The sequence below is a fragment of the Nocardiopsis sp. N85 genome, from assembly GCF_028882275.1.
GTDB classification, from domain to species: domain Bacteria; phylum Actinomycetota; class Actinomycetes; order Streptosporangiales; family Streptosporangiaceae; genus Nocardiopsis; species Nocardiopsis lambiniae.
The window spans coordinates 156,655-169,087 of record NZ_JARBUT010000001.1 but is presented as its reverse complement, the minus strand read 5'-3'; the positions used below and the strand labels follow the sequence as shown (position 1 = coordinate 169,087).

Below are 12,433 nucleotides of genomic sequence, written 5' to 3'. Positions count from 1 at the left end.
ACCGGGATCGAGGGGCCGCCCTCACCGAGACCGCGGCGGTGCTCATCCTCGTCGCCGCCGTCATGGTCGCGGTCTACCAACTTGAGCTGAGCAAGACCTTCAACGAGGGCGTCCGACAAATGGTGTGCCTCGTACGCGGCCCTTCCTGCGGCGACGAGACGTGGGTGGACGCCGACCGCCCGGAGGAACCCGAGGAATACGAGTGGGGCCAGGGCAACCCCAACAGGCTCGACAACCAGAACATCGCCCGGAACGAAGCCGAAGGGTACGGCTGGACCGACGACGAATGGCAATGTCTGAGCAACCTCTGGGGCGCGACCTCGAACTGGGATCACACCTTCACCGACCCCGAGAGCGGGGCGGTCGGCATCAGCGGCTTCGTACCCGGTGTGCACGGCACCCTGCCGCAGGGGTTTCGGAACAATGCTTCGCACCAGATCTCCTGGGGCCTGGGGTACATCTCCGAATACTATGGAACCCCCTGTGCGGCCTGGACCTACTGGCAGAGTGGGCACAACTACTAACGGAGTCCTCGTAGCGGACTCCCCTCCCCCGAATTACGGACGCGGGTGCGCTCACACCTCCCGAAGACCTTACAAGGCGTGGAAATACACCAATGCCGGATGTGTAAAAAGAATGGACGACCATTCACATCCCGCATCGGGTTTCTCGATCCCCCGCGCGACCGCTGAAGGGTGATCGTCGGTGGGGGCCGCCCCGGAAAGGGGGCAGACCGGCACCCGCTTCTTCTCGTCTTCTCACTCAGGCGATGACGGGCGTGCTGAACACCACCCAGGTGTGCCGCCCCAGGTCGCAGCACTCGCACACCGGTCGGTGACCCCGCACGGCGGCGGTGGCCTCGATCAGCAGCAGGCCACGCCCGCCTTCTGCCAGCGCCCGTTCCCCCATGGTCCGCGAGCAGGAAATGCCCGGTTCCCGATCGTCCTCTTCCGAGCCCGGGTCCAGTCCCGGGCCCGGGACCTCTTCCGACGCCTGTTCGGGGTCCTTCACCTCGCGGCGCAGGTCGAACACGTCCAAGAGCGCACCGGACACCACCGACACCACGATCGTGATCGCCACCGGCCAGGATGCCTCGATCTCGAAGGTGCCCAGCAGGTCCGGGAGCACTCCGAGAGCGAACAGGACACCGCCCAGGGCGACCGGTATCCCGAGGCGCCACTTCCTCTTCCCGCGCCTCCGTCGCACCACGATCTCCGACACCGTCTCCAGGACGCGGCGGGAGCCCCGACGGGGGCTGGGATTCTCGACGGATCCCCGGACCGGACCGGATCGGGCTTCGGTACGGGTGTGAAGGCCCGAAGGCGGAGCGGGGTGTCGTCATGGCCCCCGGCTCCACCGTGATCGCCGGACACCGCGGGCCCTCCGTCCGAGCGTGCTCGAACGGAGGGCCCGCGGGCCGTTCCGGGTCTTCGTCATCCGGGTGACGTCCCCGGAGACGCCGGGATCAGCGGGAGGTCACGTCGATGACGCCCGAGCCCGCGTGGGCCTCGACCGCGGCCAGTGCCTCTTCGGGGCTCTGCGCCTCGTAGGCGTAGGGCACGGTGAAGTCGGTGGTCGACTCCAGGTGCTCGTGCGGGCTGTCCACGTAGGCGTTGTCGACCAGGTTCCAGTGCCCGGTCTCGTCGCCGCCGTACCACCAGCCCACGGGCCCGGAGACGTGGCCGGTCTCGCGGTCGGTGCCGCCGGAGCCGACGTTGTCGAAGTGGTTGCCCTCCACCAGGACCCGGGCGCCGATCCGGGCGTTGATCGCGGAGCCGTGGATGTCCTCGAACACGTTGTTGAGCATGTGCACGTCCGCGGCCCGGATGAGCGGGGTGCGGCTGTTGATGTCGCTGAAGCGGTTGTGGTGGAAGGTGATCCCGTCGGGCGCGGTGGCGGCGTTGTCCTCGTGGCCGACCAGCGAGGCCTTCCAGTGCGAGTGGAACTCGTTCCAGGAGACGGTCACGTACTCGGTGTTCTGCTTGATGTCGACGAGGCCGTCGTAGAAGTCCTTGTCGACGCCGTCGATCTCGCTGAAGAACGTGTTGTGGTCGATCCAGACGTTGGTGCTGGCGCCGGCCACGCCCACGGCGTCGCCCTGGCCTTCGGAGACGTGGTGGATGGTCAGGTTGCGCAGGACGATGTCGTGCGAGCGGCTGATCCCGATGCCGATCCCGTCGAGCTCACCGGAGTCGCCGACGCCCAGGAGGGACACGTGGGAGACGTCCTTGAGGACGAGGTCCTCGGCGTCGACCTGGTCGCGGGTGACGGTGACGTCGACGTAGACGACCAGACCGGCGCCGTCGGCGGCCTTCCGGTGCTCCTGGAGGGCCTGGTGGAGTGCCTGGCCCGGGGTGGGAGCCCCGCTCCAGTCGCGGTACTCGCTGAGCACCAGCTCGGTGACGGTGTCGCCGCCGAATCCACCGGAGGTGCCGCCGTTCATGGCGGCGTAGCCGAGGGGGGCGTCGGCGTGCGGGTCGATCGCGTCGGCGGAACCGGGCTCGGCCTCGGCCGGGGCGGTCGCCTCGTCCTCGGTGGCGGCGGCCGGCTCGGGGTCGGCGACGGGCTCCGAGGAGGTCGCCGACGGGGACGTCGACGGGGTGACCGAGGGGGTGACGGGGGTCCCTGTGGGTTCGACGACCTCGACGACGCTCTCCTGCGGCTCGGAGGAGGGGGCGCAGGCGGCCGCGATGAGGGTCAGGCTTCCGGCCGCCGCGAGCAGGGACCGAACACGCGCCCAGGGGTTCGTGGTCATGGTGGTGGGGGTTCCTTTCGACCGGCGGGGAACGTGCGGGTTCAGGGGAGGTTCTCCGGCCGGGACGGATCGCTTCTGCAAAAAGTTGCACAAACGCTTTGGAGCCAGATGTTCACGGTAATCACGCGACTTGTCAACCAGTGCAGGTCAGCACATGGACCACCCTTGTCGGACCGCCGGTGCCACCCTCCGGTGAGGCGTGGCGTCCGCTCGCCCGCCCGGAACCCTCGCACCACCGTGCGCGCCGTGGAGCCTTGCGGTCGGCGAGGTCGCGGTGGGGCGGTGGCCGGAGGTGAGAAGGCACAGGTCCCCGGGGATCGACGGCCCGAGGACCGTTCGGAGCGATCGGGATCGACGGTGACGCCGGACACCCTTCGGAACCGAGAGCCGGGGGCGGCGACCCCACGTCGTGTTCCCGGTGTCCCCACCCTGTTCCGGGCTCGCCGCCCGGCCCTTCCGCCCCTTCGCCACGGCCCCGCCCGACCTCCGGGTCGGGTGGACGGCGGGACCCGTGGCGCGGTGTCCGCGAGAGCGGGCGCGGACACCGCGCACGCCCTTCGGCGCACGGGTTCCGCTCGGCCCCGCCCCGATCCGGGGCGGGGTCCTTTCACGCCTCCGCGCCCGCGGACCACGCGCAAAGTACCGACATGCCGCGGCAAATCTTCCGGCAGAAATGTACATGGGCGCACGTCGCGGGCCGGCCGCGCTCTTAGCCTGAATCATTCCTCGCACCGCTTCCCCCGCCCCGGCGGCGGGAGCGACCGGCGCGGGGATCACGAAGGACATCGGTGTCGGTCGGCGCGGGGGCGCGGACCGACACCGAGAACACGGGGGCTCGGTGAAGATCGCCTATCTGGTCAACGACATGTACGGCATCGGGGGCACCATCCGCACCGTCGCCAATCAGGCGGCGGCCCTGACCGCCAGGCACGAGGTGGAGGTCGTCTCGGTGTTCCGCCACCGCGACGACCCCACCCTGCCCATGCCGCCCGGTGTGCGCCTGCGCCCGCTCGTCGACGTGCGCGACCACGACGGCTCCACCGGGGTGGACGGCCGACCGCTGTACGAGGGATCGGAACGGTCCGGTCTGCCGCCGGAACTCTTCCCCTCGGAGGACACCCGCGGCTCCACTCACAGCCGCCTCACCGACGACCGGCTTGAGGAGTACCTGACCACCACCGACGCCGACGTGATCGTGGGCACCCGCCCCGGGCTCAACATCGTCATCGCCCGTGCCGCCCCCGAACACGTGGTCAAGGTCGGCCAGGAGCACCTGACCTATGATCAGCACTCCGAGTCGCTGCGTCGTGTCATGGCCGCCGAATACCCCGGGCTCGACGCGTTCGTCACCGTCACCGACGCCGACGCGCACACCTACGCCCGGAGGATGCCGATGCCGGGGGTGCGCGTCCTGTCCATCCCCAACTCGGTGCCCGCGCCGCCGTTCACCACCAACGGCCACAACACGCGCACCATCGTCTCCGCCGGGCGCCTGGCGCCGAGCAAACGGCACGACCTGTTGGTGAAGGCCTTCGCCTCCCTCGCCGACGAGTACCCCGACTGGACGCTGCGCATCTACGGCCGGGGCGGTCGCCGCGGGGCTCTGGTCAAACTGGTCGACTCCCTCGGCCTGCACGATCGGGTGTGGCTGATGGGTCCGCACACCCACGTGGAGGAGGCCTGGGCGCAGGGGTCGTTCGCGGCCGTCACCTCCAGTGAGGAACCCTTCGGGATGACCATCGTGGAGGCGATGCGTTCGGGGCTGCCGGTCGTGAGCACCGACTGCCCGCACGGGCCCGCCTCCATCATCCGCGACCAGGAGGACGGTCTCCTGGTGCCCAACAAGTCCGTGACCGGTATCGCCGAGGGCATGTCCCGGCTCATGGCCGACGACCGGTTGCGCCGCCGGATGTCGGCGGCGGCGCTGGCCGACTCCGCCCGGTTCGACCCGGTCAACGTGGTGCGCCTGCACGAGAGGCTGTTCTCCGACCTGGCCGGCAGCCCGCTGACCGCTTCCGACATCACGCCCCCGGTACCGCAGCCCCGCTCCGAGAGCACGACCTCGTGCCGGGTGCGCGCGGGTGGGGACGGGCTGGTGACCCTGTCGTTCACCGAACCGCCCGACCTCATCGAACTGGTGCACTCCGGACAGCGGGTCACCCTGGCCCCCGACTGGCGGGGACAGGTCGTGGTGGACGCCGCCCGGGAGCGGCTGACCTCCCACGCCTGGGAGGTGATCCGGGTCGACGGCGACGTCGCCACCCCGGTCCACGATGTGGAGATCCACCAGCAGGGGTACCCGCTGTCGGCGAAACGGACATCGGAGTTGTCCCTGGTCATCCCCACCCGCTCGGCCAAGGGCACGTTGCTGCTGCACGTGCGCCGGGCGGCCCACCACGCCGAGGTCGAACACGTGGAGGCCGCCGAGGGGCTCATCACCGTCCAGGGGAGGGTGCTGGGGCGTGAGGAGGCCGACGCCCGCGCCCGCGTGATGGTGCGGTTGCGCGACGCTCCGCACACCCTGCGCGAGTTCTCCGCGCCGGTGGCGATCGGAGGGCTGTTCACCGCCGTCATCGACCCGGCCGTGGTCGTGCGCGGACGCCACGGCGACTCCGAGACATGGGAGATGCGGTTGGTGCTGTCCGACGGCACCGAGTGCACCGTGGGCCGCCACCTGTCCGGGGTGGTGGGGTACAAGAAGATCATCGAGTACCCCGCCCAGGACGTGCGGCCCACCCGAGGCCCGGGATCGCGGGTGCGCCCCTACTACACGGTCAACGACCGGCTGGGGCTCGTCACCTCCCCGTTGACGCCGACCGTCGAGGTCGAGGACGTGCGGGTGCGCGCGGTCGGGCGCGGAGACCGGCTGCGGTTCGCCTTCCGGCTCGCCGACGCACTGCCCGAAGGCGTGGAGGCCGCGGTGGAGATCGTGCGGGGCACGGACGCCGGCCGGCGGTACCCGCTGACCATCGAGGGCCGCCGGCTGACGGGGACGCCCCCGCTGCTGGCGCGTGCCGAGTACAGGGAGACCGACGGGCTCCGCAGTTCCTGGCAGGTGCGTCTGCTGGTCGGCCCGCCGGGGGCGCTGAGCCCGATCCGCGCCGACTGCGTGGTCGGGCACACGGCCCGCCGTTGGAACCACGGTCCCTACGTGCGCTCGGTGACCGTGTCCCCGTTGGCCGACAAGGACCTGAAGGTCACCGTCGCCGACGTCCACGTATGGGAGGCGATCAACCGCCGGCTGCACTGAACGGGTCACGGCCCTCGTTCTCGGCGCGGATCATGCGCTGGGCTCGACCGAGCCGCTCCAACAACCAGTCGGGCATGTGGTCGGCGGTGCGCGGGAAGCGCACGGCGTCCCGGTGGAAGTCACGCGGATCGGGTTCGACGTCGAACCCGGGGTGGTTGCCGTGGTCGAAGTGCACGCCGATCTCCCTCGACCGCTTGACCGTGAGCCGGGCGGCGAACCAGGTCCCCTTGCCCGGCTGGTACATGCCCGTGCGGAGCCGGCTCAACAACCGGGCGACCTCCGGCAGCAGCAGGTCCCATTCGCGGCCGTCGGCGCGGGCCACCTCGACGCGGGAGGAGGCCGCGCAGACCAGCGCCTTGTGGTCGATGACGATCTCGTGCCACTCGCCCCAGACCGCCGCCACCGTGCGGTCGGCGATCTCCTGGACGGTGTCCATCATCTCCTCGGGGGTCATGTCCCCGGGGTCGATGCGGTACTCCCGTGAGGCCCCCGGGGTGGCCAGTGCCATCCACGGCGACACCGACTCGGGGACCAGTCCGCCTTCGAGGCGTTCCAGGAGCCAGTCGGGCATGTGCGCGCGTTCCCGGGGGAAGTGCTCCAGGTCCGACAGATAGCTGTCGTTGTCGCGGGGTTCGTCGAAGTCGGGTTCGTTGTCGTGGTCGTAGCGGACCCGGTACCGGGCGGGGCGCTCCAGGTCGTAGTAGACGGTGTACCAGGTGCCGGCCCGGGGGCGGGCCATGCCGGCGCGCAGGTCCCGGAACTCGGCGAGCAGCGACAGGGGCGGAACGCAGCCGACTCCGGCGCCGTCGGGGAGCAGGGCCTCCAGGTGGATCGACTCGCAGTCGGCCAGACCCGCGTAGACCAGGCGGAGTTTGATCCAGTCCTCGGGCGCGGCGTCCAGGAGTGCCGTCCCGATCCGGCGGAGGGACCGATCCTGTTCTGTCGCTGTCATCGGAGTACGGGAGTTCATACTCTCGCCTTCTGGTCACCCGCCCCGCCGCCGGGGCGGGGCATCTGCTGATACGGAATGTGTCGGACAGCGTCCATCCTCTCCGGTGGAGTCGGTTTTTGTCGGACACACGCGCTGAAAACCCGGGGGTGTCACGGAACCGATGCCGAACACCTACGTGCCCCGGAAGCCGGACGGGACGCCCCGCCGGCCGCACTCGGTCACGGGTCCCGTTCGTCCACAGGCCCTACCGATCACGGGAGGCTCGGGGTAGGCTGCGCAAAGGTCCGTGTCCGGGTGTTCACCGCGCGCCACCCCCGACCCCCTCCGCCGTACCCCCTCACCTCCTTCGGACGACAGCATGGGACCGTTGCCCCCCTCCCGCCCACGCCCGCGCCACCTGCTCGGGCACCGAGAAGACGGACAGGCCAACATCCTGCTCCTGTTCGGGTTGACCCTGGCTCTGTTGGCGTTGACCCTGCTGTTCGTGCGGGTGGGAGCCGCCGGCGACCAGCGCTCGCGGGCGCAGACCGCGGCGGACGCGGCCGCCCTCGCGGCGGTGGGCGCCATGCAGGAGAAGGCGGCCGAGGCGCTGGTGGCGGGTGATTTCCCGATGCCGCTGTTCGACGAGGACGTCGCCCGCGAGCGGGCCGAGGAGTACGCACGGGCCAACGACGCGGTGGTGACCGACATCCGGGCCAGCGACAACGTCATGGGGCGCAACGGCAACATCGTCCGTGTGGAGGTGCGCGGGGCGATCTGCCAGAAGGAGCTGGAGGCGGACGGGTCCCGCCACTGGGGGGACGTGGTCTGCGACGGGGAGGACGACTCCACCGGCAGGGTGGGCACGGCCGCGGCGATCGCGATCGCCGAGTTCCCCGAGTGCGGACGCGACTCGGTCGGCATCAGCTGCGCGGGGATCGACCTCACCGACCTCGACCGGGCCCGCCGGGCCGTCGACGTGCACCTGGTCGACAAGGAGGGCCGCTACAAGTTCGATCCCGCCATGGTGGCCTTCGGCGGCGGCGCCGTCGTGGACTGTTCGTCGTTGGGCAGGCTGCACCCGGTGATGTGCCAGGTGCACGAGACCCTCCAGGTGGAGTTCCCGGGCTTCTACCTGAGTGCGGGCGGGTACCGCAACGAACCCGGCAGCGACCACGGGCAGGGCATGGCGGTGGACTACATGATGGCCCCCCTGGGGCACGTCCCCACGCCCCAGATGCACCAGACCGCGCTGACCGTGGTCGACTGGATCATCCAGAACGCCCACCGGTTGGGCGTCAAGGGGCTCATCTACGACCACCACATCTGGAACGCCGCCAGTGACCCGGTGGGGCCGTGGGAGAGCGTGCGCCGGTTCCACCAGAACAGCGGGAACCTCACCCAGGACCACGTGGACCACATCCACCTGGCGGCCGGCCCCGGAAGGATGCTCTAGCCGTTCCCCGGGCACCGCCCCTCGCGGGCGCGGCGTCGGACCTGTCGAGGTCGGCGGCGATGTCCGGTGCGCGCGCCGTCCCTCGCGGGCGGGGCGTCGGGGCCGCGCACGGGCGCGGGCGGGGTTTTCCACAGCCGGGCGCGAGGGGTTGTCCGATGGGTCCCGGGCGCGGAACCTGGACTCATGACCCCTCGTGATCCCCTGATCTCCGAACGTTCCCCGTTGGTGCGGACCCCGCGACCGATCGTGCCGGTGCCGTCCCCGGACGCGCTGGTGCGGGACGTGACCGCCGCGTACCCGTGGGGGGTGGACCTGACCGACCCGGACGTGCGGATCACACGGATGGCGCCACGGGTGGCGCTGCCGCCGGGCACACCGCTGCGGGGCCTGCCGGTGCTCGCGCGCCGGGAGGTGGTGCCGCACCGGGACCGGGTGCGGCCGGCGGGGCTCCCGGTGACCTCGGCGGCGCGGACGGCGGCGGAGGTGGTGGCGCGGGCGCCATCGGTACCGGTGGCCACCGCGCGCATGGACGCCTTCCTGGCGCGGAGGTCGGTCGACACCGCACGGGTGTCGGCCCATCGCGGGTTGTTCTCACGGGCCCAGGAGGCGCGGTTGCGCACCGCGGCGGAGTACGCGTCGCCGTTGAGTCAGTCCCACCGTGAGTCGTGTGTGCGGGCGATCATCCGTCAGGTGGGGTCGCCGCCACCGGTGGTGCGGTGCGCGGCGCGGACACGGGAGCGGCCGCTCCACGCGGATCCGGGATGGCCCGCGTACCGGGTGGGGGTGGAGTACGACAGCCCGCCGCACCACTCGGAGCCGCGGGAGCGGTGCCGGGACCGGGCGCGGTACGCGCTGATGCGGGCCGAGGGCTGGGAGGTCTTCCCCGTGACGATCCATCTGCTCCAACGTCGCACCGTCGAACTGTCGACGTGGATCCGCGAGGCGTTGGAGACCCGGGGGTGGACCTGCTCCCCCGAGGAGCGCGAGGTGGTGCGCGGGCGCATCCGGGCGTACCGGCGGCGGCCGCCGAGGCTGCGATGAGGGGTGCGCTGTGGATCGCGGACACGCGGTGATCGAGTACGCGGCGGTGCTGTCGTTGGTGGCGGCGTTGATCGCGGTGGCGCTTCCGGCGCGGCCCGGGGTGGAGGAGGTGGACCGGGCCCTGCGAGAGGTGACGGAGGGCCCGGTGGCCACCATCGGCCGGCCCGAACGGACCCTGGATCCGGTGGCCGCCGCCGAGGCCCTGGTGCGCTGCGGCCGGGGGCTGCCACGACCCGATCCGGTGGGCAGGGTCGACTGCGCGCTGGCCCTGTTGGCGCTGCTCGACTCCGAGGTCCTGGAGGCGACGGTCCTCCGGCTGGACGCCGATGAACTGCACGAACTGTTCACTCAACGGTCCTTCTCGGAGGGTCCGGCGGCCCGGATCGCGGTCCGGTCGCTGTGGGAGCACGCCTCGGACGAGGTGCTGCGCCGGCTCGCCGAGACCGGGACGTTCGGGTTCCTGAAGGAGGCGTTGGACTCCCCCGCCGAGGCGTGGGCCCTGCGATTCGTGAGCACGGTTGGTGATCAGGTGTACGCGATCATCGAACGGAACCCTGAGTCACCGCGTCGTACCCTGCGCACACACGACACCACGATGTCGTCCGAGGATCTCGGGCGACGACCCCCCGTACCCCCCGCGATCGCGTGGTCGCGTGAACCGCAGAATCGAGGTCGAGGCCATGTCGATGTCGTCGTTGCCCGACACCGTGCCCGAGAACGAAGCCCCCGTCCCCGAGGGTCCGCTCGGCTGGCCGATGATCCTGTTGATCATCGTGATCTGCCTGGCCGTGGTGGCCAGTGGATGGTGGGTGGCCAAGGCGGTCTTCGACGAACCGGTCCCCTCGCAGGACCGGCGGGGATCGCCGTCCGCGTCCGCCTCACCGGAGGATCCGGTGGCGTTCGTGGAACAGACGGCGTCGCGGATGGAATCCGCCGATTCCTACGCGGTCTCCTTCACCCGCCGGAAGGACGGAACGCCGGTGGGCGAGGGCACCGCCCGCTACGACACGGCCGGCACCCCCCTGTTCGAGCACTCCTTCACCTACATCGACGGCACGGAGGTGTACCGCTACGACCTCGGCGACGGAACGCCGATCACGACGGCCGGACACGGCTTGCAGATCCCGACCGAACCCACCGACGCGGACCGGTACCTGTGCTCGACGGCGTTCGGCACGGCCAAGCTGCACGAGATCACCGGGACCTCCCCCGACATCGAGTTCCTGGGCAGGGAGGAGGTCGAGACCGAGGAGGGCGCGACGGCGGCCCTGCGTTACGAGGGGACGTTCACCGCGACGCTCGGCGACTACGACGTCCACCGGCGCGAGAACACGCTCACGTCGGAGGACGAGGCCGCGTTCACGCTGTGGGTCTCCCCGGAGGGGCGGCCGCTGCGGCTGCTCTACGTCACTCCGGAGGGGGTGGAGGAGGCCTACGAGTACGAGGTGTCCTGATCGTTCCGGCCGGGTGACCGGGTGACCGGGTGGTCGGAGGCGGGCCGTCGGCCCCTCCCGGTCACCCCCGACACCCGGCACGGTGAGGGGTGTGCGAGCGGCCCTCCCGCTCTCGGGCCTCCCTCCGCCACGCTTCGCACACGCTCGGAACCGGCGGACGGGGCCCGCCCCCCCGAAGCCGTGCCAGGCGTCCCCGCGCTCCCGGCACACCCTCCCCATCGCGCTCTGGGAGTCGGACGGGGCCCGCACCCCGGGCCGTTCGAGCGGCCGTTCGGGCGGTGACCCGCACGATGGCTCCGGGTGTGCGGAGCGGGGGGCGACCGTCGCCGGGGCGGCCCCGGGCGACCGGAACCTAGCGGCCGGCGCCGGCCGTGGCGGTGACGATGTCGGGGACGTCGGCGGTGTCGTCCAGTTCGTAGGCGTAGGGCGGGTCGTCGACGGTGCCGAAGAGTTCGGGCTGCCCGGTGTCCACCAGAAGGTTGTCGCGGGTGAACGCGGAACCGGGGACCTCGGGATCGACGGTCACCGAGATCCCGACCCCGTCGAAGTAGTTGCCCTCCACGAGGACGGCGGCCCCGTAGCCGGATTCCACGCCGTGCCCGGCGGCGCCCCGGTAGAAGTTGTTGAACACGTGCGCGCGGGCGGCGCCCCGGGCGCGGGGGTTGCGGGTGTCGACGCCCTCGAAGAGGTTGTGGTGGACGCTCACCCGCATCGGATCGGGACCGTCCTCCCTGCCGCCGACGCCGAGCGCGGCCTCGGAGTCGCGGAAGTGGTTCCAGGAGACGGTCACGTGGTCGGCGCCGTCGGTGATGGAGATCAGCGCCTCGTCACCTCCGCCCCGGAGCGTGTTGCCGTCGATCCACACGTGGTGGGAGCCGCCGCGTACCGACACGGCGGCGCCGTCCGCGTCGAGGGTGAGATCGGAGATGACGACGTTGGCCGCCTCCTCCACCACCAGACGGCCTCCGACGAGTTCGGCGGTCTCCTCTGCGGCGGCGATCAGGGTCTTGTCCGACCCCACCCGAACGGCGCCGTCGAGTTCGATCCGGCCGGAGACCTCGACGACCAGGGGTTCCTCCGCCGCGAGGTGTTCGGCCAGCGTGTCGGCGTCGTCGGCGGTGACGGTCTCCCCGGCGGCTCCGCCGGTGACGGCGGGGTGCATCTCCCCCTCCCGCTCCAGGGGCTGGGCGGCCCATCCCACGGGGGTGCCCCAGCGGGGTCCGGAGGGCTCCGCGTCCGGGGGCGCGCCGCTCTCGTCCCCCTCTTCGGGTGTCGGGGTCTCGACACCGGCCTCGACGGGCGCGGGGTCGATCTCGGGGGAGGTCTCCCCCGACCCGGCACAGGCTGCCAGGACGGCGCAGAGCGCTGCCGCCGTTCCGATGATGAGGATCGATCGTACGGTCATGGGGGGCTTTCCAGCGAGCAGGGACGGCGGGGGGTTCGGGGGATCGAGCCACACCTTGCCACAGCCCGGGCCGCAGCCCCAACCCGGACATGCGAAAGGGCGCCGCCCCTCGTGGGAGGGGCGGCGCCGGGGGTACGTCCA

General features: G+C 71.4%; 9 protein-coding genes. 5 read left to right on the top strand and 4 right to left on the bottom strand.

The genetic code is table 11. The features are described 5' to 3' along the window. The first annotated feature begins 38 nt into the window (after window positions 1-38). Window positions 39-524, top strand: coding sequence for an aggregation-promoting factor C-terminal-like domain-containing protein (locus PWG71_RS00715; RefSeq protein ID WP_274807479.1), 486 nt, complete (start codon window positions 39-41; stop codon window positions 522-524). 238 nt (window positions 525-762) lie between these two features. Here PWG71_RS00715 and PWG71_RS00710 read toward each other — a convergent pair whose 3' ends face one another. Continuing rightward, window positions 763-1,221, bottom strand: a complete 459-nt coding sequence (locus tag PWG71_RS00710; RefSeq protein WP_274807478.1) for a hypothetical protein — start codon at window positions 1,219-1,221, stop codon at window positions 763-765. A 244-nt stretch (window positions 1,222-1,465) separates the two neighbouring features. After that, window positions 1,466-2,755 carry a pectate lyase family protein gene (locus tag PWG71_RS00705; protein WP_274807477.1) on the bottom strand — a complete coding sequence of 430 codons (1,290 nt, stop codon included), beginning with the start codon at window positions 2,753-2,755 and terminating at the stop codon, window positions 1,466-1,468. An 838-nt stretch (window positions 2,756-3,593) separates the two neighbouring features. On the opposite strand from PWG71_RS00705, the gene PWG71_RS00700 reads away from it, so the two are divergent. Then, window positions 3,594-6,005, top strand: a complete 2,412-nt coding sequence (locus PWG71_RS00700) for a glycosyltransferase family 4 protein (RefSeq protein ID WP_274807476.1) — start codon at window positions 3,594-3,596, stop codon at window positions 6,003-6,005. Here the strand turns inward: PWG71_RS00700 and PWG71_RS00695 are convergent. Further along, window positions 5,986-6,957 (bottom strand): hypothetical protein, encoded by a 972-nt coding sequence (locus tag PWG71_RS00695; protein WP_274807475.1) that lies wholly within the window; start codon window positions 6,955-6,957, stop codon window positions 5,986-5,988. The two genes, PWG71_RS00700 and PWG71_RS00695, sit on opposite strands and share 20 nt — an antisense overlap. Window positions 6,958-7,315: 358 nt before the next feature. Between PWG71_RS00695 and PWG71_RS00690 the strand changes: the two genes are divergently transcribed. The 3 genes from PWG71_RS00690 to PWG71_RS00680 all read left to right on the top strand — a co-directional run bounded on the left by PWG71_RS00690 (window position 7,316) and on the right by PWG71_RS00680 (window position 10,887). Beyond that, window positions 7,316-8,392 (top strand): pilus assembly protein TadG-related protein, encoded by a 1,077-nt coding sequence (locus PWG71_RS00690; RefSeq protein WP_274807474.1) that lies wholly within the window; start codon window positions 7,316-7,318, stop codon window positions 8,390-8,392. 183 nt (window positions 8,393-8,575) lie between these two features. Next, window positions 8,576-9,433, top strand: a complete 858-nt coding sequence (locus PWG71_RS00685; protein ID WP_274807473.1) for a hypothetical protein — start codon at window positions 8,576-8,578, stop codon at window positions 9,431-9,433. 653 nt (window positions 9,434-10,086) lie between these two features. Next, window positions 10,087-10,887: a hypothetical protein gene (locus PWG71_RS00680; RefSeq protein ID WP_274807472.1), complete on the top strand. Its 801-nt coding sequence runs from the start codon at window positions 10,087-10,089 to the stop codon at window positions 10,885-10,887. A gap of 352 nt (window positions 10,888-11,239) precedes the next feature. On the opposite strand, the gene PWG71_RS00675 is transcribed toward PWG71_RS00680, so the two are convergent. After that, a complete protein-coding gene (locus tag PWG71_RS00675; RefSeq protein WP_274807471.1) occupies window positions 11,240-12,292 on the bottom strand; it encodes a pectate lyase family protein in 1,053 nt (350 codons plus the stop codon). Window positions 12,293-12,433 lie beyond the last annotated feature (141 nt).

Bases quoted from the DNA above. Each gene is read 5' to 3' on its own strand.
- PWG71_RS00705 (WP_274807477.1), bottom strand. From the start codon at position 2,755: ATGACCACGAACCCCTGGGCGCGTGTTCGGTCCCTGCTCGCGGCGGCC.
- PWG71_RS00695 (WP_274807475.1), bottom strand. From the start codon at position 6,957: ATGACAGCGACAGAACAGGATCGGTCCCTCCGCCGGATCGGGACGGCA.
- PWG71_RS00690 (WP_274807474.1), top strand. From the start codon at position 7,316: ATGGGACCGTTGCCCCCCTCCCGCCCACGCCCGCGCCACCTGCTCGGG.
- PWG71_RS00685 (WP_274807473.1), top strand. From the start codon at position 8,576: ATGACCCCTCGTGATCCCCTGATCTCCGAACGTTCCCCGTTGGTGCGG.
- PWG71_RS00675 (WP_274807471.1), bottom strand. From the start codon at position 12,292: ATGACCGTACGATCGATCCTCATCATCGGAACGGCGGCAGCGCTCTGC.